The following is a 25,345-nucleotide window of genomic DNA, read 5'->3' on the forward strand; positions in this document are numbered from 1 at the left end:
GAAAAGTTTTCAAGGACGAGCAGGGAGCACCAATGTAGCGGGAATGCTGCAAAACGAACCGGGAGCACTGTTTATACAGTGCTCCCTTTTTTTATTTCTTCTGCGGATTTGCTATCCTGCGCCCGGTTTTTAACTCATCGAGGTTTCCCCATGACTCTTCACGATAGCGTGCGCGATCGCCTGCGCGCCATTGAAGCCCTGCTGCGCGAAACAGAGCACTGGCAGGCGACGGCGCCGGACAGCAGCGCCTTCGCCAGCGATAAGCCGTTTTGCCTGGATACCCTGGAGCCGCTGGAGTGGCTGCAGTGGGTCCTGATCCCGCGTATGCACCAGCTGCTGGAGAGCGGTCAGCCGCTGCCGCAAAATTTTGCCGTTGCGCCTTATTACGAGATGGCTCTGGATCAGGCCCACCCGGTCCGCGAATCCATGCTGGCGGAACTTCTGCTGTTAGACGCGCTGTTTGCCGGTGAGCAGGCCTGATGCTGGAGATTATCTACCAGGACGACTGGCTGGTGGCGGTCAATAAACCCTCGGGCTGGCTGGTGCATCGCAGCTGGCTCGATCGCGACGAGAAAGTGGTGGTGATGCAGACCGTGCGCGACCAGATTGGCCAGCACGTTTTTACCGCTCATCGTCTCGACCGGCCCACCTCCGGCGTCCTGCTGATGGGGCTGTCGAGCGAGGCGGGCCGCCTGCTGGCGCAGCAATTTGAACAGCATCAAATCCAGAAGCGCTACCATGCGATCGTCCGCGGCTGGCTGATGGACGAAGCGCTGCTGGATTACCCGCTGGTGGAAGAGCTGGATAAAATCGCCGATAAATTTGCTCGTGAGGACAAAGATCCGCAGCCGGCGGTGACCCACTACCGCGGCCTGGCGACGGTGGAGATGCCGGTGGCAACCGGGCGTTATCCCACCACGCGCTACGGGCTGGTGGAACTGGAGCCGAAAACCGGCCGCAAGCACCAGCTGCGCCGCCATCTTGCTCATCTGCGTCATCCGATCCTTGGCGACAGCAAGCACGGCGATCTGCGGCAAAACCGCAGCGCCGCAGAACATTTCGGCTGTCACCGCCTGATGCTGCACGCCAGCGAGCTGTCGTTGACCCATCCTTTTACCGGCGAGCCTCTGACCCTGCGCGCTGGTTTTGACGAGGTCTGGATGCGCGCCCTGTCGCAGTTTGGCTGGCGCGGGCTTCTCCCGCTAAATGAAAGGGTTGAGTTTGCCGACGACTGCGGTCAGGATGAAGGGAATAAGGTCAATCCAGGGAGATAATAGCATGGCGGAAGTCGGAATTTTTGTCGGCACCATGTACGGCAACTCGCTGCTGGTCGCGGAAGAAGCGGAAGCGATCCTCAGCGGACTGGGGCACAAGGCAACCGTGTACGAGGATCCGCAGGTCAACGACTGGGAATCCTATACGGGTAAATATGTGCTGGTGGTCACCTCCACCACCGGGCAGGGCGATCTGCCGGACAGCATTGTTCCGCTGTATGAGGGGATGAAAGATATGTATCAGCCCCATCTGCGCTACGGCATTATCGCGCTCGGCGACAGCACCTATGCTAACTTTTGCGGCGGCGGGCTGAAGTTCGACCAGCTACTGCAGGAGCAGGGCGCGAAGCGCATCGGCGAGATGCTGAAGATTGACGCCAGCGAAGACCCGGAGCCGGAGAGCGTCTCCAATCCGTGGGTTGAGCAGTGGGCCACCCTGCTCGAATAAAAGCGCTGCCCTCTCCCTACGCAGAGGGCGCTCTTTCAATACGTCGCGGCCAGATACGCGGACGTCAAAATGGTAGCGCGTTCCTGGCGCCACGCCTTTAGGCAAACGCCACAATATCCTTAGCAATATCATGGCTTAAGCCAGCCAGTTTCACCGGGTCAAGTGAGGTATTTCACACTCCGGCCCTTTTTGCTGTGCTTTGCGGCTCCAGCGGCGCTGGTTTTTCATTTCCGTGAACTTCCCCCCATTCTTTCAGGCATTCGCCACAAACCACCTGCAATAGCGGCGTAAAAGCTGTGTAGATGCACGGTGAGCCGCGGTGTGCCTCTTCATATACTGCTCCAGCCAGTGATAAATGCAGTGCCAGATATAACGACAACTATCAAAACACGACCACGTCATTCTGATTACCCTACAGGTTGTGCTGTTCAGAATGAACGTAGCTAAACGCTATGATTCAGGAGTACAACAATGAGTTCATTAAGTCAGGCGGCGACGGCGGCTGAAAAGCGCACCAACGCCCGCTACTGGATAGTGGTGATGCTGTTTATCGTCACTTCTTTTAACTATGGTGACCGGGCGACGCTGTCGATCGCCGGTTCGGAAATGGCCAAAGATATCGGCCTCGATCCTGTTGGCATGGGGTATGTGTTCTCCGCCTTCTCATGGGCGTATGTCATCGGCCAGATCCCGGGCGGCTGGCTGCTTGACCGCTTCGGTTCGAAGCGCGTCTATTTCTGGTCGATCTTCATCTGGTCGATGTTTACCCTGCTGCAGGGCTTCGTCGATATCTTCAGCGGCTTTGGCATTATCATCGCGCTGTTCACTCTGCGTTTCCTCGTCGGCCTTGCCGAGTCGCCGTCATTCCCGGGCAACAGCCGTATCGTCGCCGCCTGGTTCCCGGCGCAGGAGAGGGGGACGGCGGTATCGATTTTTAACTCCGCCCAGTACTTTGCCACCGTTATCTTCGCGCCGATCATGGGCTGGCTGACGCATGAGGTGGGTTGGTCGCACGTGTTCTTCTTTATGGGCGGCCTGGGGATTGTGATCAGCTTTGTGTGGCTGAAAGTGATCCACGATCCGAACAACCATCCGGGCGTGAACCAGAAAGAGCTGGACTATATCGCCGAAGGCGGGGCGCTGATCAACATGGATCAGAAGAGCAGCGCGCAGAAAGTGCCGTTTAGCGTCAAAATGGGACAGATCAGACAGCTGATCGGATCGCGGATGATGATCGGCATCTATATCGGTCAGTATTGCATCAACGCCTTAACCTACTTCTTTATCACCTGGTTCCCGGTTTATCTGGTGCAGGCGCGCGGCATGTCGATCCTCAAAGCCGGCTTTGTCGCCTCCGTTCCGGCGGTGTGCGGCTTTGTCGGCGGGGTGCTGGGCGGGGTGATTTCCGACTGGTTAATGCGCCGCACCGGCTCGCTGAATATCGCGCGTAAAACGCCGATCGTGCTGGGGATGCTGCTCTCCATGACCATGCTGATGTGTAACTATGTCAACGTGGAGTGGATGGTGATCGGCTTTATGGCAATGGCCTTCTTCGGCAAAGGGATCGGGGCGCTCGGCTGGGCGGTGATGGCGGATACCGCGCCGAAAGAAATTAGCGGTCTCTCCGGCGGCCTGTTCAACATGTTCGGCAATATCTCCGGTATCGTCACTCCCATCGCCATCGGCTATATCGTTGGCACCACCGGCTCGTTCAACGGCGCGCTGATCTACGTCGGCATCCATGCCCTGGTGGCGGTGCTGAGCTACCTGGTGCTGGTGGGCGATATCAAACGCATCGAACTGAAACCTGTGGTGGGGCGCTCATCATGACTACCCAATCCAGCCCGATTATCACAGAGATGAAGGTCATTCCGGTGGCCGGGCACGACAGCATGCTGCTGAACATCGGCGGGGCGCACAACGCCTGGTTTACCCGCAATATCGTGGTATTGACCGATAATGCCGGCCACACCGGCGTTGGCGAAGCGCCCGGCGGGGAGGTTATCTACCAGACGCTGCTGGCGGCGATCCCGCAGGTGGTGGGCCAGGAGGTCGCCCGACTCAATCGCGTAGTGCAGCAGGTGCACAAAGGCAATCAGGCGGCGGATTTCGATACCTTCGGCAAAGGGGCATGGACCTTCGAACTGAGGGTTAACGCGGTGGCGGCGCTGGAAGCGGCGCTGCTCGACCTGCTCGGCCAGGTGCTGAAGGTGCCGGTCTGCGAGCTGCTGGGGCCGGGTAAGCAGCGTGATGCCGTCACCGTGCTGGGCTACCTGTTCTATATTGGCGATCGGCAGAAAACCGACCTTGGCTATCTGGACCATACGCCGGGCGATCATGAATGGTACCGCCTGCGCCATCAGCAGGCGTTGAGCAGCGAGGCGGTAGTGCGTCTGGCGGAAGCCGCCCAGGATCGCTACGGTTTCAAAGACTTTAAGCTGAAGGGCGGCGTACTGCCCGGCGAGCAGGAGATCGACACCGCGCGGGCGCTGAAAAAGCGTTTTCCGGAGGCGCGCATCACCGTCGACCCGAACGGCGCCTGGCTGCTGGATGAGGCCATCGCGCTGTGCAAAGGGCTGCAGGATGTCCTGACCTATGCCGAAGATCCGTGCGGTGCCGAGCAAGGTTTCTCCGGCCGGGAGGTGATGGCCGAGTTCCGTCGTGCCACCGGGCTGCCGGTCGCCACCAATATGATCGCCACCAACTGGCGTGAAATGGGCCATGCGGTGATGCTCAATGCCGTCGACATCCCGCTGGCGGATCCGCATTTCTGGACGCTCTCCGGCGCGATACGGGTGGCGCAACTGTGTGACGACTGGGGGCTCACCTGGGGCTGCCATTCCAACAACCACTTTGATATTTCCCTGGCGATGTTTACCCACGTGGGCGCCGCCGCGCCGGGCAACCCCACCGCCATTGACACCCACTGGATCTGGCAGGAGGGCGACGCGCGCCTGACCAAAAATCCGCTGCAGATTATTCACGGCAAGATTGCCGTGCCAGACGCGCCGGGACTCGGCGTGGAACTTGACTGGGAGCAGGTGCGCAAAGCCCATGAGGCCTATAAAGCGCTGCCGGGCGGCGCGCGCAACGACGCAGGCCCGATGCAGTACCTGATCCCCGGCTGGACATTCGACCGCAAACGTCCCGTTTTCGGCCGCCACTAATTAAAAAGGATGATGCTATGACGACTTTCACTTCAACGCCCGTTGTTACGACCATGCAGGTGATCCCGGTTGCCGGCCATGACAGCATGCTGATGAACCTGAGCGGCGCGCACGCCCCGTACTTCACCCGCAATATTGTGATTATCAAAGATAACGCCGGGCATACCGGCGTCGGCGAAATCCCCGGCGGCGAAAAAATCCGCCAGACCCTGGAAGATGCCGCGCCGCTGGTGGTGGGCAAAACGCTGGGCGAGTACAAGAATGTGCTGGGCGCGGTGCGCAACCAGTTTGCCGACCGCGACGCCGGGGGCCGCGGCCTGCAGACCTTCGACCTGCGTACCACCATTCACGTGGTAACCGGGATTGAAGCGGCGCTGCTGGACCTGCTGGGCCAGCACCTTGGCGTCAATGTCGCTTCCCTGCTTGGCGATGGCCAGCAGCGCAGCGAAGTCGAAATGCTGGGCTATCTGTTCTTTGTCGGCAACCGCCACGCCACGCCGCTGGCCTATCAGAGCCAGCCGGATGAGCAGTGCGAATGGTATCGCCTGCGCCATGAAGAGGCGATGACGCCGGATGCGGTGGTCCGCCTGGCGGAAGCGGCGTATGAAAAATATGGCTTCAACGACTTTAAGCTGAAGGGCGGCGTGCTGGCCGGTTTTGAAGAAGCTGAGGCGATCAGCGCCCTGGCGAAACGCTTCCCGAATGCCCGCGTCACTCTCGACCCGAACGGCGCCTGGCTGCTGGAGGAAGCTATCCAGATTGGTAAACAGCTGAAGGGCGTGCTGGCCTATGCGGAGGATCCGTGCGGCGCCGAACAGGGCTTCTCCGGCCGCGAAGTGATGGCCGAGTTCCGCCGCGCGACGGGCCTGCCGACCGCGACCAATATGATCGCCACCGACTGGCGACAGATGGGCCATACCTTGTCCCTGCAGTCGGTGGATATCCCGCTGGCGGACCCGCACTTCTGGACCATGCAGGGGTCGGTGCGTGTGGCGCAGATGTGCCATGAGTTCGGCCTGACCTGGGGATCGCACTCCAATAACCACTTCGACGTGTCGCTGGCGATGTTCACCCATGTCGCGGCAGCGGCGCCGGGTAAAATCACCGCGATTGATACCCACTGGATTTGGCAGGAGGGCAATCAGCGTCTGACCAAACAACCTTTTGAAATCAAAGGCGGTATGGTGCAGGTACCGAGTACCCCGGGCCTGGGGGTTGAGCTGGATATGGACCGCGTGATGCAGGCAAATGAGCTATATAAGAAACATGGTCTTGGCGCCCGCGACGATGCGATGGCGATGCAGTATCTGATCCCGGGCTGGACCTTTGACAACAAGCGTCCATGCATGGTGCGCTAAATGGCCGCCGGCCTCTGCGGGGGCCGGCATTGCGCGACAGCGCCAGGGGTTGGCTCAGAGTAAGGACAGCACATGAAAATAGTGATCGCACCGGATTCCTGGAAGGAGAGTCTGAGCGCGCTGGAAGTGGCCACGGCGATAGAGCAAGGCTTTCGCGAGATTTATCCTGACGCGGAGTACGTCAAGCTGCCGGTTGCCGACGGTGGTGAAGGGACGGTGGAAGCCATGGTGGCGGCGACCGGCGGGCATCAGGTTCCGCTGACGGTCACCGGGCCGCTGGGTGAACCGGTTGAGGCATTTTATGGGCTGTCCGGCGATCGCCAGTGCGCCTTTATCGAAATGGCGGCAGCCAGCGGGCTGGAGAGCGTCCCGCCGGCGCAGCGTAATCCGCTGCTGACCACTTCCTGGGGAACCGGGGAGCTGATCCGACACGCGCTGGACGCCGGCGTGCGACAGATCATTATTGGCATTGGCGGCAGTGCGACCAATGACGGCGGCGCCGGGATGGCGCAGGCGCTGGGGGCGAAACTGTTGACCGCCGACGGCCAGCAAATCGCCTCCGGGGGCGGCGCGCTGGAGACGCTGGCGCGTATCGACCTTAGCGAACTCGATCCGCGGCTGGCAGATTGCCGGATTGAGGTTGCCTGCGACGTCACCAACCCGCTAACCGGCCCGCAGGGGGCCAGCGCGGTGTTTGGCCCGCAAAAAGGGGCGACGACGCAGATGATCGACCGCCTCGACAGCGGCCTGCTGCACTATGCCCGGATAATCGCCCGTGATTTAGATATCGATGTGCTGAGCCTGGAAGGCGGTGGCGCGGCGGGCGGCATGGGGGCGGCGCTGTATGCGTTTTGTGGCGCAACGCTGCGCCCGGGCATTGAGATCGTCACCGATGCGCTGCAGCTGGCGACGCGGGTGGCGGATGCCGATTTAGTGATCACCGGCGAAGGGCGTATCGATAGCCAGACGATCCACGGCAAGGTGCCGGTGGGGGTAGCTAAGGTGGCGAAGCGTTTTAACGTTCCGGTGATTGGGATTGCCGGCAGCCTTACCGCCGATGTCGGGGTGGTGCATCAGCACGGACTGGATGCGGTATTCAGCGTGTTATATACCATCTGTACCCTGGATGAAGCGCTGGCCAATGCCGCCGCCAACCTGCGGATGACGGCGCGTAACGTCGCCGCGGTTTTGCAGATGGGCGATAAGCGGTAACCCGGTTGGCGCAGTGGTATTTGTAGCCCGGATAAGGTGCGTAGCACCGCGATCCGGGAACCATCCCCGGTGGCGCTTACGCTTACCGGGGCTACCAACCGAGTACTGGACCGTAACACTGCGATCCGGGAACCGTCCCCGGTGGCGCTTACGCTTACCGGGGCTACCAACCGAATACCGGACCGTAGGGCGTAGCCCGGATGAGGCGCGTAGTGCCGCTATCCGGGGTTTACACGCCCATCCGGCACGCTTCGCGGGCCACATTATCCATCTCGTCTAACAGCTCGAGCAGCTCCGGCTCCAGGTCCTCGGCGGCGGTACCCGACCGCAGCTGGCTCTCCAGGGTGTGGCACAGCTTTTTCAACCGCGGCACGCCGCTGTAGCTGCAGCTGCCGTGCAGCTTGTGGATCAGATCCACCAGCCCTTCCGGCTGCTCGCCCACCAGCTGCTCTTCCACTTTATTACGCACCTCCGGCATAAAGGCGATCAGCATCTGCAGCATCTCCCGCGCCAGATCCGGCTTCATGGCGGCCTGACGCAGCGCCAGCTGCCAGTCAAGCGTCAGGTTATGGTCGATGACCGGCTCTGCAGGCGGTAGCGCCGCCGGAGCGACGCTAAGCAGGCCGGGCTGATAGCGCAGCAGCAGAGCGTGCAGTTTCTCTTCTTCGATTGGCTTCGCCAGATAATCGTTCATGCCGGCGCTCAACAGCTTCTCCCGCTGGCCCTCCAGGGCGTGCGCGGTGACCGCAATCACCGGGGTTTGCTGATGATGCGACAGATGATGAATCAGCTCGCAGGCGCGGATGCCGTCCATATCCGGCATCTGAATATCCATCAGGATCAGATCCATCTGCAGCCGCTTGGCCTGGTCCACGGCCTGCTGGCCGCTGTCGCAGAGGATCACCTGCTGCACAAGGTCGTCCAGCAGGGCGCCGATCAGCTTCAGGTTAGCCGGATTGTCGTCGACGGCCATCACGGTCATCGGCAGCTTATGACTGTCGGTTTGCGTCAACGGCGCGGAAGCCGGCGCATGATTGGTGGCCACCAGCGCCGGCAGCAGACGGGTGGTAGTGAGCGGTTTCAACAGGCAGGCAGCGACGCCGTCGCGCTTCAGGGCTTCGGCGCTGACCTGGGCATGACATGGCAGAGCGAGCAGCACGTTGTCAGACATCGCGCAGGCTTTGACTAATTTTTCCCGGTGCGGCGACAAATCGCGCATTGAGACCGGGATGCCGACCAGCAGAATGTCGTACTGCGCTTCCGCCAGCGAGGAGAAGGTAGGGCTGTAGATCACCTCCAGCGGCGTGGCGGCCAGCATCTCCAGCGTACATTGCGCCGCTGTCGCGTTGGCTTCCACATAGGCCAGACGTTTGCCCGTCAGCCCGTCGGTGTTCAGCATATCCGGAATGGCGTTCGGGTTGAGATCAAGGCTGATATGGAACCAGAAGGTGGAGCCGCGGTTCGGCTGACTGTGGAACGAAATATCGCCGCCCATCTCTTTGACCAGACGCTGGGTGATCACCAGCCCAAGCCCGGTGCCGCCGTGCCGGCGTGAAATGCTGGCATCGGCCTGACGGAAGGCCTGGAACAGTCGGGACTGGTCGCGCTCGGGGATGCCGATGCCGGTATCGTGGATCTGAATTTCGATCTGTACCCGCGAGTTGCTGATGGCCCGCTGCTCCACCAGCACGTCGATATTGCCGTGCTCGGTGAATTTAATCGCATTGCCCACGAGGTTGGTCACAATCTGCTGCAGACGGAGCGGGTCGCCAATGACGTTATCCGGCACATTGTTCTTAATGTTCAGCGTCAGCTCCAGCCCTTTATCGTGCGCGGAATGCGCCAGCAGGGTGACCACTTCATCAAGCGAGGTGCGCAGCAGGAACGGAATACTCTCCAGAATCAGCTTCCCGGCTTCCAGCTTGGAAAAGTCGAGCACGTCATTGATGATCGCCAGCAGATTATTGGCCGAACGTTCGATGGTGGTCAGGTGGTCGCGCTGCGTGGCGTTGAGATCGGTTTTCAGCGTCAGGCGGGTAAAGCCGATCACCCCATTGAGCGGGGTGCGCAGTTCGTGGGACATATTGGCCAGGAACTCAGACTTAATGCGCGCCGCCTCCTGGGCGCGCTTTTTCGCCAGGTCCAGCTCAACGTTCTGGATCTCCATCTGCTCAAGGGTTTCCCGCAGATCGGAGGTCGCCTGGTCGACGTTGTGCTGCATCTCCTCATGGTAGGCCGCCAGCGACATGGCCATCGAGTTAATGCCGTTTTTCAACATATCCAGTTCGCCGAGCATAAAACCCTCGACCCGGCTGTCCAGCTGTCCGCGGCGGATGCGGTCGACGGTGTTGACCATATTGCGGATAGGCCCGGTGACGTCGCGCATCAGGCGCCAGCCGAAGATTAGCGCGATGCCAATGCAGAACAGCATCATCACACTGGAGATGAAAATCTCTTTGTACTGCTGGAGGCGGACTGATTTCAGATCCAGCTCCAGCGCGACGTAGCCCAGCATATTGCCCGGCATTTTGGCGTCAGATTCGGGGGACTCATCGGGCGAATAGCTTTCCGAGACGATCGGCGTGCGCAGGATCATGATGTCGCCGTCGCGGATGACGCTGAGACGGCGGGGAAATGCCTCGCCTTTCGGGATCTGCAGTTCGCTGGGGTTAAGCTGGTAATTGGAGGTGACAAACAGCCGGTTATGCGAATCGTATACCGAGATGGCCCGCACGATCTCCGAATGACGCCGATGCAGGACGCTGATCAGCTGGCCGATGGATTCGCGGTTTTGCAAATTCATCCCATATTCGCTGGAGACCGCCAGCGGCTCAATAATGCTGGCGCCGGCGTCCTCCAGCTGGCGTTGCAGGTCGTTATAACGATGAGCGACAAAGAAAATACTGAGCAACAGCCCAATCAGGACGGTTGGCGCCAGTATCAGAATCATCATGCGAGCACGCAGGCTGTAGTTGGTCATGCGGTTCCATTATGGGAGAATATAGACATCATCGTTCTGTGCGCGTCGGTGCGCTTCGCGGCACTGCCGCCCTGAACGAGCTCGTTTTATTTGATTGAGACAACTCTCTACGATGGCGCAATTCTACTCTGCAAAACGGCGTGTGACGACGCGCCAGATCATAACCGTTACAGTCAATGACCTCGATCCCTTTGGTCAGGGCGTTGCCCGTCACCAGGGGAAGGCGCTGTTCGTGAGCGGTTTGCTGCCGCAGGAGCAGGCCGAGGTGGTGCTGGTGGAAGACAAAAAACAGTACGCCCGCGCCCAGGTGAAACGCCGTCTAACCGACAGCCCGCAGCGCCAGGCGCCGCGCTGCCCGCATTTTGGCGTCTGCGGCGGCTGCCAACAGCAGCATGCCAGCGTCGCGCTTCAGCAGCAAAGTAAACGCGCCGCGCTGGCGCGGCTGATGAAGCGTGAGGTGGATGAGGTCATCGCCGGCATGCCGTGGGGCTACCGCCGTCGCGCGCGCTTAAGCTTGAATTATCAGCCAAAGACCCAACAATTGCAGATGGGTTTTCGCCAGGCCAACGCCAAAGCGATCGTCGATGTGGTGCAATGCCCTGTTTTGGTGCCCCAGCTTGAGGCATTGCTGCCCGCCGTGCGTGAGTGCTTAAGCGCGCTGAGCGCATTACGCCACCTCGGCCACGTCGAGCTGGTGCAGGCGGACAACGGCCCGCTGATGGTGCTGCGCCATACCGCCGCGCTGCCAGCGGGCGACAGGGAAAAACTGGAACGCTTTTCGCAAACTCACGGTCTTTCTCTGTACCTCGCGCCGCAAAGCGAGATACTGGAACATATTCATGGCGAAGCGCCATGGTACACCTCAGACGGACTACGCTTAGTGTTCAGTCCGCGGGATTTTATCCAGGTCAACGACGGCGTGAATCAGCAGATGGTGCGTACTGCGCTGGAATGGCTGGATCTGCGGCCGGAGGACCGGGTGCTGGATCTGTTCTGCGGGATGGGGAACTTTACCCTGCCGCTGGCGACGCGAGCCGCCCAGGTGGTGGGGGTGGAAGGGGTGCCCGCGCTGGTAGAAAAGGGGCGGGAAAACGCCGCCCTCAATGGTTTATCAAATGTCACTTTCTTCCATGAAAATCTGGAAGAGGATGTCACCCGTCAGGCCTGGGCGAAGCACGGCTTTGATAAAGTGCTGCTGGACCCGGCCCGCGCCGGCGCGCCGGGCGTGATGCCGCATATTATAAAACTGGCACCGCGGCGGGTGGTGTATGTTTCCTGCAACCCGGCGACGCTGGCGCGAGACAGCGAAACCCTGTTGCAGGCTGGATATCAGATTCAACGCCTGGCGATGCTGGACATGTTCCCGCATACCGGTCATCTGGAATCAATGGTGTTGTTTGAGCGCAGGCTTACATAAGGTCATTCACAACGTCGCAGAAGAGCCACCCTGGCCGTCAATGCTGACGCGACCTGCAGGATGACATGTAGAAAGTTGAGGCTTGCCGACTTCGGCAGGCCGGTCCCTTAAGGAGAGGACAATGGTTGCGGTAAGAAGTGCACATCTTAATAAAGCTGGTGAATTTGACCCGAAGAAATGGATCGCGAGTCTGGGGATTTCCAGCCAGCAGTCGTGTGAGCGCTTAGCCGAAACCTGGGATTATTGTCGCGAAAAAACGCAAGGACACCCGCAGGCAGACCTGCTGCTGTGGCGTGGCGTCGAAATGGTGGAGATTCTGTCCACCCTGAGTATGGATCTCGATACGCTGCGCGCGGCGCTGTTGTTCCCACTGGCGGACGGTGAAGTCGTTAGTGAAGAGGTCATGCAGGAGAGCGTGGGTAAATCGGTCGTGACCCTGATTCACGGGGTGCGGGACATGGCCGCTATCCGCCAGCTAAAAGCCACCCATAACGACTCGGTATCTTCCGAGCAGGTGGATAACATTCGCCGCATGCTGCTGGCGATGGTTGACGATTTCCGCTGCGTGGTCATCAAGCTTGCTGAGCGGATCGCGCATCTGCGCGAGGTCAAAGACGCGCCGGAAGATGAACGCGTGCTGGCGGCGAAAGAGTGCACCAATATCTATGCGCCGCTGGCGAACCGCTTAGGTATCGGCCAGCTGAAGTGGGAGCTGGAAGATTACTGCTTCCGTTATCTGCATCCGGCAGAATACAAGCGCATTGCTAAACTGCTCCACGAACGCCGTATCGACCGTGAGCATTACATCGACGAGTTCGTCGGTCACCTGCGCTCGGAGATGAAAGCCGAAGGCGTCAAGGCGGAAGTCTATGGCCGGCCGAAGCACATCTACAGCATCTGGCGCAAAATGCAGAAAAAACACCTCGCGTTTGACGAGCTGTTTGACGTTCGCGCGGTGCGCATCGTGGCCGAGCGTTTGCAGGATTGTTACGCCGCGCTGGGGATCGTCCATACCCACTATCGTCACCTGCCGGATGAATTCGATGACTACGTGGCCAACCCGAAACCCAACGGCTATCAGTCTATTCATACCGTGGTGCTGGGCCCGAGCGGCAAGACGGTGGAAATTCAAATTCGCACCCGGCAGATGCATGAAGATGCTGAGCTTGGCGTGGCTGCGCACTGGAAGTACAAAGAGGGGGCGGGAGCGGGCACCGGCGGTGGCCGTGGCTATGAGGACCGCATCGCCTGGCTGCGTAAGCTGATTGCCTGGCAGGAAGAGATGGCCGACTCTGGCGAAATGCTCGACGAAGTGCGCAGTCAGGTTTTCGACGATCGGGTGTATGTCTTTACACCGAAAGGCGACGTGGTGGACCTGCCAGCGGGGTCGACGCCGCTCGACTTTGCCTACCATATCCACAGCGACGTCGGCCATCGCTGCATCGGCGCCAAAATTGGCGGCCGTATCGTGCCGTTCACCTATCAGCTGCAGATGGGCGATCAGATCGAAATTATTACCCAGAAGCAGCCGAACCCGAGCCGCGACTGGCTGAACCCTAACCTCGGCTACGTGACCACCAGTCGCGGACGCTCGAAGATCCACGCCTGGTTCCGTAAACAGGACCGCGACAAGAATATTCTCGCTGGTCGGCAGATCCTCGACGACGAGCTGGAGCATCTGGGCATCAGTCTTAAGGATGCGGAAAAACACCTGCTGCCGCGCTACAACTTCAACGAGCTCGATGAACTGCTGGCTGCCATTGGCGGCGGCGATATCCGTCTCAACCAGATGGTCAATTTCCTGCAGGCGCAGTTCAATAAACCGAGCGCCGCTGAGCAGGATGCGGCCGCGCTGAAGCAGCTGCAGCAGAAAACCTACGCCCCACAGAACCGCACCAAGGACAATGGCCGGGTGGTGGTGGAAGGGGTAGGCAACCTGATGCACCATATTGCCCGCTGCTGCCAGCCGATCCCGGGCGATGAGATCGTCGGCTTTATCACCCAGGGGCGCGGGATTTCCGTGCATCGCGCCGACTGCGATCAGCTGGCTGAACTGCAGTCGCATGCTCCGGAGCGCATCGTCGATGCGGTATGGGGTGAAAGCTACTCGGCGGGCTACTCGCTGGTGGTCAGGGTGGAGGCGAACGATCGCAGCGGTTTACTGCGCGATATCACCACCATCCTCGCCAATGAGAAGGTGAATGTGCTGGGTGTCGCCAGCCGCAGTGATACCCGTCAGCAGCTGGCAACCATCGATATGACCATTGAGATTTACAACCTGCAGGTGCTGGGCCGGGTGCTTGGTAAGCTCAACCAGGTGCCCGATGTCATTGACGCGCGCCGTCTGCACGGCGGTTAAGCCCTCTCCAGGCCAGGTCAATGAATGACCGCTGGGGCAATGGCTGCTGAAACTGCCGGCGTTGGCGGCCTCAAAATCGCTGAGACGTTCCCGGAAGGCAGGGGCAGCCCGCATGGATGCGGGCTGAGGGCCGTGTTTTGCAGGGACGCTGCCTCGGCCCGATCCGAAGCCTGCAGGGATAAGTCGAAGGCACCGCGCAGCGGCGATTTTGCTGGCCGGAGCCCGGGGGTACAGGGGGCGGCGGCGACTGGCCGCCCCCTGTGCGCTCCCTGTACCACAGGAGACATATGGCAGAACAGTTACCGGGAGCGCAAAGTACGCTGGAGTCACACGTGAAAAACGCTTTTCCCGGGCTCAAAAGTTGCAAACCGATATCAATTTCTACCATTTTTTACATTTCCAGGATCCTCACATGACCCAAATCGACCGCCTGCTCGGCATTATGAAGCGCCTGCGCGACCCGGAAAACGGCTGCCCGTGGGATAAAGAGCAGACCTTTGCCACTATCGCCCCTTACACCCTTGAGGAGACCTACGAGGTCCTCGATGCTATCCAGCGGGAAGATTTTGACGACCTGCGCGGTGAGCTGGGCGATCTGCTGTTCCAGGTGGTGTTCTATGCGCAAATGGCGCAGGAAGAAGGACGCTTTAACTTTGACGATATCTGCGCTGCCATCAGCGATAAGCTGGAGCGTCGCCATCCCCATATTTTCGCTGATGCTACCGCAGGAAACAGCAGCGAAGTCCTGGCGCGCTGGGAGCAGATCAAAAGCGCGGAGCGGGCGGAAAAAGCCCAGCACTCGGCGCTGGACGATATTCCCCATAGCCTGCCGGCGCTAATGCGCGCGCACAAAATCCAGCGCCGCTGCTCGGCAGTGGGTTTCGACTGGACCTCGCTGGGACCGGTGCTCGACAAGGTGCATGAAGAAATTGATGAAGTGATGCATGAAGCGCAGCAGGCGGTGGTGGATGAAGCAAAACTGGAAGAGGAAGTGGGCGATCTGCTGTTCGCCACGGTGAATTTATCCCGTCATTTAGGGGTCAAAGCCGAGGTGGCGCTGCAGAAAGCAAACCGCAAATTTGAGCGTCGCTTCCGCGAGGTCGAGCGCATTGTCGCCGCCCGCGGCCTGGAAATGACCGGCATCGACCTCGATACCATGGAAGAAGTGTGGCAGGAAGTAAAACGCCAGGAAACTGATCTCTAACGAGTTTTCGTGATCAAGCGCGATTTGTGTGATTTTATAAATAACAAGCGCTTGATTTACGTCAAAAACATTTCGCCAAAAGCGTCTATTTTCTCTTTCCGTTATGTCGTTGAAACACCATGTAGCCTGCCTCTTCGAGTTGTTCGAGTCGCAACACAGGTGCAACTTGAAGAACGAAGGGGAGGGGAAGAATGAAAGTTTGTGGCGTCACGCATGTTCGGGTATACTACTTTCCCGTCCTGGTTATTCCATCGTTTTACCCTAACTTCTCAGGTTCAGCATGACAACGAACTATATTTTTGTGACCGGCGGGGTCGTATCCTCTCTGGGTAAAGGCATTGCCGCAGCCTCCCTGGCAGCCATTCTTGAAGCCCGTGGTCTCAACGTGACCATCATGAAACTGGATCCGTATATCAACGTCGATCCGGGCACCATGAGCCCAATCCAGCATGGGGAAGTGTTCGTTACTGAAGACGGCGCAGAAACCGATCTGGACCTGGGCCACTATGAGCGTTTCATCCGTACCAAGATGACGCGTCGCAACAACTTCACCACCGGCCGTATCTACTCCGACGTACTGCGCAAAGAGCGCCGTGGCGACTATCTGGGTGCCACCGTTCAGGTTATTCCACACATCACCAACGCTATCAAAGAGCGCGTACTGGCGGGCGGCGAAGGCCATGACGTCGTACTGGTGGAAATCGGCGGTACCGTAGGCGATATCGAATCCCTGCCGTTCCTCGAAGCCATTCGTCAGATGGCGGTAGAGATCGGCCGCGAGCATACCCTGTTTATGCACCTGACCCTGGTGCCGTACATGGCCGCTGCGGGCGAAGTCAAAACCAAGCCGACCCAGCACTCCGTGAAAGAGCTGCTTTCCATCGGTATCCAGCCAGATATCCTGATCTGCCGCTCAGACCGCGCGGTTCCGGCCAACGAACGAGCCAAAATTGCTTTGTTCTGTAACGTTCCGGAAAAGGCTGTGATTTCTCTGAAAGACGTCGATTCCATTTATAAAATTCCGGGCCTGTTGAAATCTCAGGGGCTGGACGATTATATTTGTAAACGATTCAGCTTAACTTGTCCGGAAGCAAACCTGGCCGAATGGGAACAGGTAATCTATGAAGAAGCCAATCCGGCAGGCGAAGTCACCATTGGTATGGTCGGTAAGTACATTGAACTGCCGGATGCCTACAAGTCGGTGATTGAAGCGCTGAAACACGGTGGTCTGAAAAACCGCGTGACCGTCAACATCAAGCTGATCGATTCGCAGGATGTGGAAACGCGCGGCGTCGAAATCCTCAAGGATTTAGATGCTATCCTTATCCCGGGCGGCTTCGGCTACCGCGGTGTGGAAGGTAAGATCGCCACCGCGCGCTATGCGCGTGAGAACAATATTCCTTATCTGGGCATCTGCCTGGGTATGCAGGTTGCGCTGATTGAGTTCGCGCGCAACGTAGCGGGTATGGAAAACGCCAACTCGACGGAATTTGTGCCAGACTGTAAATACCCGGTTGTGGCCCTGATTACCGAATGGCGTGACGAAGATGGCAACGTTGAAGTCCGCTCCGAGAAGAGCGATCTGGGCGGCACCATGCGCCTGGGCGCACAGCAGTGCCAGCTGGATGATGAATCTCTGGTGCGCCAGCTGTACGGCGAGCCGACCATCACCGAGCGCCATCGTCACCGCTACGAAGTCAACAACATGTTGTTGAAACCGATTGAAGCTGCTGGTCTGCGCGTTGCGGGCCGTTCCGGGGATGATCAGTTGGTCGAGATCATCGAAGTGCCGAACCATCCGTGGTTTGTTGCCTGCCAGTTCCACCCGGAGTTTACTTCGACGCCGCGTGATGGGCACCCGCTGTTTGCTGGCTTTGTGAAAGCCGCGAGCGAGTACCAGAAGCGTCAGGCGAAGTAAAAGAGTTAGAACGGCAATGCACCCAACTGGGTGCATTGTTTGTCTGGAGTTTTAGTTTAACTTGTACTGAGGAAAACCTAATGTCCAAAATCGTTAAAGTCATCGGTCGTGAAATCATCGACTCCCGTGGTAACCCGACTGTTGAAGCCGAAGTACACCTGGAAGGTGGTTTCGTCGGTATGGCAGCTGCTCCGTCAGGTGCTTCTACTGGTTCCCGCGAAGCGCTGGAACTGCGCGATGGCGACAAATCCCGTTTTCTGGGTAAAGGCGTAACCAAAGCTGTTGCTGCGGTAAACGGCCCGATCGCTCAGGCAATCCTGGGCAAAGATGCTAAAGATCAGGCTGGCATCGACAAGATCATGATCGACCTGGACGGTACTGAAAACAAATCTAACTTCGGTGCGAACGCTATCCTGGCTGTTTCTCTGGCAAACGCCAAAGCAGCTGCAGCGTCCAAAGGCCTGCCGCTGTACGCGCACATCGCGGAACTGAACGGCACTCCGGGCAAATACTCCATGCCGGTTCCGATGATGAACATCATCAACGGTGGTGAGCACGCTGACAACAACGTCGACATCCAGGAATTCATGATTCAGCCGGTTGGCGCGCCGACCCTGAAAGAAGCCGTACGCATGGGTTCTGAAGTGTTCCATCACCTGGCGAAAGTGCTGAAGTCCAAAGGCATGAACACTGCCGTTGGTGACGAAGGCGGCTACGCGCCGAACCTGGGTTCTAACGCCGAAGCACTGGCTGTTATCGCTGAAGCGGTTAAAGCTGCTGGCTACGAGCTGGGCAAAGACATCACCCTGGCGATGGACTGTGCAGCATCTGAATTCTACAAAGACGGTAAATACGTTCTGGCTGGCGAAGGCAACAAAGCGTTCACCTCTGAAGAGTTCACTCACTTCCTGGAAGACCTGACCAAACAGTACCCGATCGTCTCCATCGAAGATGGCCTGGACGAATCTGACTGGGACGGTTTCGCATACCAGACCAAAGTACTGGGCGACAAAATCCAGCTGGTTGGTGACGACCTGTTCGTAACCAACACCAAGATCCTGAAAGAAGGCATCGAAAAAGGCATCGCTAACTCCATCCTGATCAAATTCAACCAGATCGGTTCTCTGACCGAAACTCTGGCTGCCATCAAGATGGCGAAAGACGCTGGCTACACCGCTGTCATCTCTCACCGTTCTGGCGAAACTGAAGACGCGACCATCGCTGACCTGGCTGTCGGTACCGCTGCAGGCCAGATCAAAACCGGTTCTATGAGCCGTTCTGACCGCGTTGCTAAATACAACCAGCTGATTCGTATCGAAGAAGCGCTGGGTGAGCAAGCGCCGTTCAACGGTCGTAAAGAGATCAAAGGCCAGGCATAATCCTGTCTTTGTGAAATAATAATGCCAGCCTCAGGGCTGGCATTTTTTTTACCTCGTCGGCGATTATTTAAAATCGACGGCCATTTGCTGGGGGATCGACAGCCCGCGAGTGGTCTCCACGCAGCGGTCGATGTAATCCGTAAAACGCGGTGGTTTTGGCATTCCCATGCTCAACAGCTTGTCGTTACTAAAGCGCACATTCAACGTAGCGAACGCGCCATATAAGCGCATGGCTTTCAGCATCAGACGTTCATTGCATGGCCCAAATATCCCTTTCAGTTCACGACGCATTTTGACCAGCGTGTCATAGCTGACCTGGGCGTACTTATCCCCCACCGGGGCCTGTTCGAGGGCCTGAGCCATCGCCCGGTCGATTTCGGCAAACTTCACGCTATTCTCCTCCCCGGCAGAGATGTGCACCACTTCGCCGTGAGCCAGCGGCTGGTTAAGCAGCATCAGCAGGGCATCAGCGCAGTAGTCCACCGGGATGACATCGATTCGGTCCTCCATGGAACATAAAAATTTCTGCAGCATCAGCCCCATGCTGAACACCCAGAAAATACTGCTGGAAGGCCGGCAGCCGTGATGGGTATGACCCACCACGATAGAAGGGCGGGCAATGACCAGCGGCAGTGTAGGGCAATGCTGCTGCATCAACTGCTCGATGGTTGATTTCGAGTGGGTGTATTCCACCAGGTGCTCAGCGCGTTCCCGAAACTCCGCGCTTTCGGCGACCAGTGAATCCGGCTCAGGCGAACATGACATCGCTGTGCCGACGTGCAGAAAACGCTGCAGACCCTCAACCTGCGCCATCCGTTGCGCCAGGCGCAGCGTACCCTCAACGTTAACCTTCCAGATGAGCGGGTTGCTGCCAAACGAGGCGACAGCGGCGCAGTTGAGGACATGCGTCACCTGATCGAGGCGCGGATCGTTAAGAAAATGCTCCGGAGAAGCGAGATCGCCCAGCAGGATATGCTGCGGGTGAAGCATCGCCAGCTTCTCCTCGGCGATGTTGAACTTACGCATGTTCTCTTTGACCCGTTCGAGGCCTGCCTCGGGGCTATCAGCACGCACGAGCAGTAGCAGATCTAACCGGGTTTCCTGATGGAGTATTTTCTCTAACGCGGCACCGCCCAGAAACCCCGTAACGCCGGTAATTAATAATGTGGTCATAAACGCTATCTCATTATGGTTGGTCTGCGGGATTCTAGGCGGGCAAAAGTAAACGACGATTAAATAAAGAAGGGGCCCGATCAGGGATTTATTAAGACCAGTTTAAGGTTATTATCACCGGCGGATTGAATTGGACTCGCAGATCGGCCAGATAATTCACTCTTTCATGTATCAGTTTGTACATCACTGTATTTTAAGGTTTTTTATTTTGCTGTCTGGACCTTTTATTTTATCCTGAATGACAGGAATAACATTTTCTGTTACACATTTTCAGTCCACGTGTCAGAATATTAATTATTTTAATTCTTATCATGCTAATAAATTAAGCCAAAAGAAAAGATTGTTTCTTTAATCAATAATATTATTCCCGACACGGATATTGACGAAGGGGTAAAAAAGGGATCGCAGCTCAGGACAAGACCTGTGCGCTGAAATCTGCGATAATGGACGTTTATGACCCTAAACAGAGATGACTATGCAGTACCCGATTAACGAGATGTTCCAGACCCTGCAAGGCGAGGGTTACTTCACCGGCGTGCCTGCCATTTTTATTCGTCTGCAGGGATGCCCGGTAGGATGCGCGTGGTGCGACACTAAGCATACCTGGGACAAGCTGGCCGATCGGGAAGTGTCGTTGTTCAGCATCCTGGCGAAAACCAAAGAGAGCGATAAGTGGGGGCCGGCAAGCAGCGAGGATCTGCTGGCGATTATTGGGCGCCAGGGGTGGACTGCCCGCCACGTGGTCATTACCGGCGGTGAACCCTGCATTCATGATTTAACGCCGTTAACCTCGCTTCTGGAACAAAACGGCTTTAGCTGTCAGATTGAAACCAGCGGCACCCATGAAGTGCGCTGCAGCCACAACACCTGGGTGACGGTATCCCCGAAGGTTAATATGCGTGGCGGGTATGATGTGCTGTCGCAGGCTCTGCAGCGGGCGGATGAGATCAAGCATCCGGTAGGGCGCGTCCGCGACATCGAAGCGCTGGACGAACTGCTGGAAACGCTGAGCGATGACAAACCGCGGATCATCGCCCTGCAGCCGATCAGTCAGAAAGAAGACGCGACGCGCCTGTGTATCGACACCTGCATCGCCCGTAACTGGCGCCTGTCCATGCAGACGCACAAATATTTGAATATTGCCTGATAAAAAAGCCCGGCAGCGTACTGACCGGGCTTTTTTTTCGCTTACTCGCCGCGATAGATGCAGCCAGCGGTGCAGGTCTCTTTGACCATCACGGCGCTCAGCAGCGGTACCCTCGGTTTCATCTCATCCCAGATCCATTTCGCCAGCACTTCGCTGGTGGGGTTTTCCAGACCGGGGATATCGTTCAGATAATAGTGGTCCAGGCGATCGTATGTCGGCTTGAAGGCGGCCTTCAGCTCGGCAAAATCCATGATCCACCCGGTATGGGGATCGACTTCACCGGTGATCTCCAGACGCACCATAAAGGAGTGGCCATGCAGGCGACCGCATTTGTGTCCTTCCGGGACGTGCGGCAGGTGGTGGGCGGCTTCGAAGGTGAAATCTTTAAACAGCGTGGTGGACATCATTGACTCTCAACAGGACGAAAAAAACCGCCGTAGGGTACCGGAAAGCACATTTTTTCGCATTAACTAAAACGGCCCTGAACAGAAAATGGACACATTTATCTGGGTTATCTGAATTAAATGGTTATATTTCATGTGGTTATTTAATCGATTTTGTTGTTAATAACTACAACTAAAACAGGTTAGTCCATTTGGTTATTTATTATTTCCATCCCTTCTTTAATTGTTACTATCAGCACCGTTACCCTTCTATTCTCTTCTGTTTTTGTCGCGCTGACAGGGCGCGAACAACAGCTTTGCTTACTGGAACAAACGACGCATGACGACACAGGCCACACCTTCCAACTTGCTGCCGCTCAACCCGGAGCAACTGGCGCGCCTTCAGGCGGCCACCACTGACTTCACGCCCACTCAGCTTGCCTGGGTGTCTGGCTATTTCTGGGGCGTGCTGAATCAGCAGTCCGGCGCGGCTGTGGCCGTTCCTGCCCAGGCCGCTGAGGTGCCCTCGATCACGCTGATTTCCGCCTCGCAAACCGGCAATGCCCGCCGCGTCGCCGAAGCGCTGCGCGACGATCTGCTGGCAGCGAAGCTGAACGTGAAGCTGGTGAATGCAGGCGATTATAAATTCAAACAAATTGCTGCGGAAAAACTGCTGGTGGTCGTGACGTCCACCCAGGGGGAAGGTGAGCCGCCGGAAGAAGCGGTCGCATTGCATAAGTTCCTGTTCTCGAAAAAAGCGCCGAAGCTGGACGGGACCGCGTTCGCTGTCTTTGGCCTCGGCGATACTTCTTATGAATTCTTCTGCCAGTCTGGCAAAGATTTCGACAGCAAGCTGGCCGAGCTCGGCGCGGAACGCCTGCTCGATCGCGTCGATGCCGACGTCGAATATCAGACCGCGGCTGCGGAATGGCGCGCGCGCGTCGTTGAGGTGCTGAAAGCCCGTGCGCCAGTTGCCGCGCCCGCCCAGCTGGCCACCAGCGGCGCGGTGAACGACATCCATACCAGCCCGTACACCAAAGAGGCTCCGCTGTCGGCGACCTTGTCGGTCAACCAGAAAATCACTGGCCGCGATTCCGAAAAAGATGTGCGCCATATCGAAATTGACCTCGGTGATTCCGGTCTGCGCTATCAGCCGGGCGACGCGCTGGGCGTCTGGTATCAAAACGATCCTCAACTGGTCAAAGAGCTGGTGGAGCTGCTGTGGCTGAAAGGTGACGAGCCGGTAACCGTTGATGGCAAAACTCTGCCGCTGGCGGAAGCGCTGGAGTGGCATTTTGAGCTGACGGTTAACACCGCGACTATCGTCGAAAACTACGCCACCCTGACCCGCAGCGAATCGCTGCTGCCGCTGGTGGGCGATAAAGCTCAGCTGCAGCAGTATGCTGCTGCGACGCCGATCGTCGATATGGTCCGTTTCTCGCCGGCGCAGCTGGACGCCGAGGCGTTAATCGGTCTGCTGCGTCCGCTGACGCCGCGCCTGTACTCCATTGCCTCCTCACAGGCGGAAGTGGAGAGCGAAGTGCATGTCACCGTGGGCGTGGTGCGCTATGAAATAGAAGGCCGCGCCCGGGCTGGCGGTGCCTCCAGCTTCCTCGCCGACCGTGTGGAAGAAGATGGCGAAGTCCGCGTCTTTATTGAACACAATGACAACTTCCGTCTGCCGGCTAACCCGGAGACGCCGGTGATCATGATTGGCCCGGGCACCGGCATTGCGCCGTTCCGCGCCTTTATGCAGCAGCGCGCAGCGGACGGGGCGCAAGGCAAGAACTGGTTGTTCTTCGGCAACCCACACTTCACTGAAGATTTCCTCTATCAGGTAGAGTGGCAGAGCTATGTGAAGGAAGGTCTGCTGACCCGTATTGACCTGGCCTGGTCCCGCGATCAACAACAAAAAATCTACGTGCAGGACAAACTGCGCGAGCAGGGAGCCGAGCTGTGGCGCTGGATCAATGATGGCGCCCACATTTATGTCTGCGGCGACGCCAATCGTATGGCGAAAGACGTGGAACATACTTTACTGGAAGTGATTGCCGAATACGGCGCGATGGACGCCGAAGCGGCGGACGAATTTTTAAGTGAGCTGCGCGTTGAGCGCCGTTATCAGCGAGATGTCTACTAATGAGCGAAAAACATCCGGGGCCTTTAGTGGTCGAAGGTAAACTGACCGATGCCGAGCGCATGAAGCTTGAGAGCAACTACCTGCGCGGCACCATTGCGGAAGATTTAAACGACGGTCTGACCGGCGGTTTTAAAGGCGATAACTTCCTGCTGATCCGTTTCCACGGCATGTACCAGCAGGACGATCGCGATATCCGCGCGGAACGCGCCGCCCAGAAGCTGGAGCCGCGCCATGCGATGCTGCTGCGCTGCCGTCTGCCGGGCGGGGTGATCACCACCACCCAGTGGAAGGCGATCGATAAGTTTGCCGCGGACAACACCATTTACGGCAGTATTCGTCTGACCAACCGGCAAACCTTCCAGTTCCACGGCATTCTGAAAAAGAACGTGAAACCGGTGCATCAGATGCTGCACTCGGTGGGGCTGGACGCGCTGGCCACCGCCAACGATATGAACCGTAATGTGCTGTGCACCTCCAACCCGTACGAGTCGCAGCTGCACGCTGAGGCCTACGAGTGGGCGAAAAAGATCTCCGAGCATCTGCTGCCGCGTACCCGCGCTTATGCCGAGATCTGGCTGGATCAGAAAAAGGTCGCCACTACTGACGAAGAGCCGATCCTCGGTCAGACCTATCTGCCGCGTAAGTTTAAAACCACGGTGGTGATCCCGCCGCAGAACGATATCGATCTGCACGCTAACGACATGAACTTCGTGGCGATTGCCGAAAATGGCAAGCTGGTGGGCTTTAACCTGCTGGTGGGCGGCGGTCTCTCAATCGAACACGGCAACAAGAAAACCTACGCCCGCACGGCGAGCGAATTCGGTTATCTGCCGCTGGAGCATACTCTGGCGGTGGCGGAAGCGGTCGTGACTACCCAGCGCGACTGGGGCAACCGTACCGACCGTAAGAATGCGAAAACCAAGTACACCCTTGAGCGCGTTGGCGTCGAAACCTTCAAGGCGGAAGTGGAGCGCCGGGCCGGCATTAAGTTTGAGCCGATCCGCCCGTACGAATTCACCGGCCGCGGCGACCGCATCGGCTGGGTGAAGGGGATTGATGACAAATGGCACCTGACGCTGTTTATTGAAAACGGCCGCATTCTCGATTATCCGGGTCGTCCGCTGAAGACTGGCCTGCTGGAGATTGCTAAGATCCATAAAGGCGAATTCCGCATCACCGCCAACCAGAACCTGATCGTTGCCAGCGTACCGGAAGATCAGAAGGCGCGGATCGAGAAGCTGGCGCGGGATCATGGTCTGATGAATGCCGTTACTCCGCAGCGCGAAAACTCGATGGCCTGCGTCTCCTTCCCGACCTGCCCGTTGGCAATGGCGGAAGCCGAACGTTTCCTGCCGTCGTTTATCGACAAGGTGGAAGGGGTGATGAACAAGCACGGCGTGAGCGATGAGCATATCGTCACCCGCGTCACCGGCTGCCCGAACGGCTGTGGCCGCGCGATGCTGGCGGAAGTGGGACTGGTGGGCAAAGCACCGGGGCGCTACAACCTGCACCTTGGCGGTAACCGCAGCGGCACCCGCATCCCGCGGATGTACCGTGAGAATATTACCGAGTCGGAAATTCTCGACTCGCTAGACGAACTGGTAGGGCGCTGGGCGAAAGAGCGCGAAGCGGGTGAAGGCTTCGGCGACTTTACGGTGCGTGCGGGCATCATTCGCCCGGTGCTCGACCCAGCCCGCGATTTCTGGGAATAACATCCTGGTGCCCGGTGGCGCGTAGCGACCCGGGCCTGTAAAACCCGTAGGCCGGGCAAACGCAGTGCCGCCCG

General features: G+C 58.1%; 18 protein-coding genes. 15 read left to right on the forward strand and 3 right to left on the reverse strand.

Features of this window, described 5'->3' with window-relative positions:
* Positions 1-150: 150 nt before the first annotated feature.
* From SP68_RS04855 to SP68_RS04885, 7 genes are all read left to right on the forward strand, one after another.
* Positions 151-480: a YqcC family protein gene (locus tag SP68_RS04855; RefSeq protein WP_008806255.1), complete on the forward strand. Its 330-nt coding sequence runs from the start codon at positions 151-153 to the stop codon at positions 478-480.
* Positions 480-1,274 (forward strand): tRNA pseudouridine(65) synthase TruC, encoded by a 795-nt coding sequence (gene truC, locus SP68_RS04860; protein WP_008806254.1) that lies wholly within the window; start codon positions 480-482, stop codon positions 1,272-1,274. The genes SP68_RS04855 and truC overlap by 1 nt, the downstream gene beginning before the upstream one ends.
* Positions 1,275-1,278: 4 nt before the next feature.
* Positions 1,279-1,722, forward strand: coding sequence for a flavodoxin (locus SP68_RS04865; protein ID WP_008806253.1), 444 nt, complete (start codon positions 1,279-1,281; stop codon positions 1,720-1,722).
* Between the two features lie 471 nt (positions 1,723-2,193).
* Positions 2,194-3,552 (forward strand): MFS transporter, encoded by a 1,359-nt coding sequence (locus SP68_RS04870; protein ID WP_008806252.1) that lies wholly within the window; start codon positions 2,194-2,196, stop codon positions 3,550-3,552.
* Entirely contained in the window at positions 3,549-4,889 is a 1,341-nt protein-coding gene (locus SP68_RS04875; protein WP_040968834.1) for an enolase C-terminal domain-like protein, read from the forward strand. Before SP68_RS04870 ends, SP68_RS04875 begins: the two co-directional genes overlap by 4 nt.
* Before the next feature lie 17 nt (positions 4,890-4,906).
* The gene (gene gudD / locus SP68_RS04880; protein WP_008806250.1) at positions 4,907-6,247 is read left to right on the forward strand and encodes a glucarate dehydratase; all 1,341 of its coding nucleotides are present in this window, start codon (positions 4,907-4,909) and stop codon (positions 6,245-6,247) included.
* A 72-nt stretch (positions 6,248-6,319) separates the two neighbouring features.
* On the forward strand, positions 6,320-7,459 hold the full coding sequence (locus tag SP68_RS04885) for a glycerate kinase (protein WP_008806249.1): 1,140 nt from the start codon (positions 6,320-6,322) through the stop codon (positions 7,457-7,459).
* Positions 7,460-7,688: 229 nt separating this feature from the next.
* Here SP68_RS04885 and barA read toward each other — a convergent pair whose 3' ends face one another.
* Entirely contained in the window at positions 7,689-10,439 is a 2,751-nt protein-coding gene (barA, locus tag SP68_RS04890; RefSeq protein ID WP_022066414.1) for a two-component sensor histidine kinase BarA, read from the reverse strand.
* Positions 10,440-10,551: 112 nt separating this feature from the next.
* Here barA and rlmD point away from each other — a divergent pair, with 112 nt between their 5' ends.
* The 5 genes from rlmD to eno all read left to right on the forward strand — a co-directional run bounded on the left by rlmD (position 10,552) and on the right by eno (position 18,716).
* Positions 10,552-11,856 carry a 23S rRNA (uracil(1939)-C(5))-methyltransferase RlmD gene (rlmD, locus tag SP68_RS04895; protein ID WP_032740921.1) on the forward strand — a complete coding sequence of 435 codons (1,305 nt, stop codon included), beginning with the start codon at positions 10,552-10,554 and terminating at the stop codon, positions 11,854-11,856.
* 121 nt (positions 11,857-11,977) lie between these two features.
* Positions 11,978-14,215, forward strand: a complete 2,238-nt coding sequence (gene relA / locus SP68_RS04900) for a GTP diphosphokinase (protein WP_008806246.1) — start codon at positions 11,978-11,980, stop codon at positions 14,213-14,215.
* Positions 14,216-14,627: 412 nt separating this feature from the next.
* Positions 14,628-15,419: a nucleoside triphosphate pyrophosphohydrolase gene (gene mazG, locus SP68_RS04905; RefSeq protein WP_016161725.1), complete on the forward strand. Its 792-nt coding sequence runs from the start codon at positions 14,628-14,630 to the stop codon at positions 15,417-15,419.
* Between the two features lie 280 nt (positions 15,420-15,699).
* Positions 15,700-17,337, forward strand: a complete 1,638-nt coding sequence (gene pyrG / locus SP68_RS04910; protein WP_008806244.1) for a glutamine hydrolyzing CTP synthase — start codon at positions 15,700-15,702, stop codon at positions 17,335-17,337.
* Between the two features lie 80 nt (positions 17,338-17,417).
* Positions 17,418-18,716, forward strand: a complete 1,299-nt coding sequence (gene eno, locus SP68_RS04915) for a phosphopyruvate hydratase (RefSeq protein ID WP_008806243.1) — start codon at positions 17,418-17,420, stop codon at positions 18,714-18,716.
* Positions 18,717-18,779: 63 nt separating this feature from the next.
* On the opposite strand, the gene SP68_RS04920 is transcribed toward eno, so the two are convergent.
* On the reverse strand, positions 18,780-19,889 hold the full coding sequence (locus SP68_RS04920) for an SDR family oxidoreductase (protein ID WP_008806242.1): 1,110 nt from the start codon (positions 19,887-19,889) through the stop codon (positions 18,780-18,782).
* A gap of 475 nt (positions 19,890-20,364) precedes the next feature.
* On the opposite strand from SP68_RS04920, the gene queE reads away from it, so the two are divergent.
* Entirely contained in the window at positions 20,365-21,036 is a 672-nt protein-coding gene (gene queE / locus SP68_RS04925; RefSeq protein WP_008806241.1) for a 7-carboxy-7-deazaguanine synthase QueE, read from the forward strand.
* A 41-nt stretch (positions 21,037-21,077) separates the two neighbouring features.
* On the opposite strand, the gene queD is transcribed toward queE, so the two are convergent.
* Positions 21,078-21,443: a 6-carboxytetrahydropterin synthase QueD gene (gene queD / locus SP68_RS04930; RefSeq protein WP_012967329.1), complete on the reverse strand. Its 366-nt coding sequence runs from the start codon at positions 21,441-21,443 to the stop codon at positions 21,078-21,080.
* A gap of 316 nt (positions 21,444-21,759) precedes the next feature.
* Here queD and cysJ point away from each other — a divergent pair, with 316 nt between their 5' ends.
* A complete protein-coding gene (gene cysJ, locus SP68_RS04935; RefSeq protein WP_008806240.1) occupies positions 21,760-23,559 on the forward strand; it encodes an NADPH-dependent assimilatory sulfite reductase flavoprotein subunit in 1,800 nt (599 codons plus the stop codon).
* Positions 23,559-25,271, forward strand: a complete 1,713-nt coding sequence (cysI, locus tag SP68_RS04940) for an assimilatory sulfite reductase (NADPH) hemoprotein subunit (RefSeq protein ID WP_008806239.1) — start codon at positions 23,559-23,561, stop codon at positions 25,269-25,271. The genes cysJ and cysI overlap by 1 nt, the downstream gene beginning before the upstream one ends.
* The last annotated feature ends 74 nt before the right edge of the window (positions 25,272-25,345 follow it).

Origin of the sequence: Klebsiella variicola, from assembly GCF_000828055.2 — a bacterium.
Lineage (GTDB): Bacteria > Pseudomonadota > Gammaproteobacteria > Enterobacterales > Enterobacteriaceae > Klebsiella > Klebsiella variicola.

Bases quoted from the DNA above. Each gene is read 5' to 3' on its own strand.
- SP68_RS04885 (WP_008806249.1), top strand. From the start codon at position 6,320: ATGAAAATAGTGATCGCACCGGATTCCTGGAAGGAGAGTCTGAGCGCG.
- queE (WP_008806241.1), top strand. From the start codon at position 20,365: ATGCAGTACCCGATTAACGAGATGTTCCAGACCCTGCAAGGCGAGGGT.
- gudD (WP_008806250.1), top strand. From the start codon at position 4,907: ATGACGACTTTCACTTCAACGCCCGTTGTTACGACCATGCAGGTGATC.
- SP68_RS04870 (WP_008806252.1), top strand. From the start codon at position 2,194: ATGAGTTCATTAAGTCAGGCGGCGACGGCGGCTGAAAAGCGCACCAAC.
- SP68_RS04920 (WP_008806242.1), bottom strand. From the start codon at position 19,889: ATGACCACATTATTAATTACCGGCGTTACGGGGTTTCTGGGCGGTGCC.
- pyrG (WP_008806244.1), top strand. From the start codon at position 15,700: ATGACAACGAACTATATTTTTGTGACCGGCGGGGTCGTATCCTCTCTG.
- relA (WP_008806246.1), top strand. From the start codon at position 11,978: ATGGTTGCGGTAAGAAGTGCACATCTTAATAAAGCTGGTGAATTTGAC.
- truC (WP_008806254.1), top strand. From the start codon at position 480: ATGCTGGAGATTATCTACCAGGACGACTGGCTGGTGGCGGTCAATAAA.
- SP68_RS04875 (WP_040968834.1), top strand. From the start codon at position 3,549: ATGACTACCCAATCCAGCCCGATTATCACAGAGATGAAGGTCATTCCG.
- queD (WP_012967329.1), bottom strand. From the start codon at position 21,443: ATGATGTCCACCACGCTGTTTAAAGATTTCACCTTCGAAGCCGCCCAC.
- rlmD (WP_032740921.1), top strand. From the start codon at position 10,552: ATGGCGCAATTCTACTCTGCAAAACGGCGTGTGACGACGCGCCAGATC.
- SP68_RS04855 (WP_008806255.1), top strand. From the start codon at position 151: ATGACTCTTCACGATAGCGTGCGCGATCGCCTGCGCGCCATTGAAGCC.
- SP68_RS04865 (WP_008806253.1), top strand. From the start codon at position 1,279: ATGGCGGAAGTCGGAATTTTTGTCGGCACCATGTACGGCAACTCGCTG.
- cysI (WP_008806239.1), top strand. From the start codon at position 23,559: ATGAGCGAAAAACATCCGGGGCCTTTAGTGGTCGAAGGTAAACTGACC.
- eno (WP_008806243.1), top strand. From the start codon at position 17,418: ATGTCCAAAATCGTTAAAGTCATCGGTCGTGAAATCATCGACTCCCGT.
- cysJ (WP_008806240.1), top strand. From the start codon at position 21,760: ATGACGACACAGGCCACACCTTCCAACTTGCTGCCGCTCAACCCGGAG.
- barA (WP_022066414.1), bottom strand. From the start codon at position 10,439: ATGACCAACTACAGCCTGCGTGCTCGCATGATGATTCTGATACTGGCG.
- mazG (WP_016161725.1), top strand. From the start codon at position 14,628: ATGACCCAAATCGACCGCCTGCTCGGCATTATGAAGCGCCTGCGCGAC.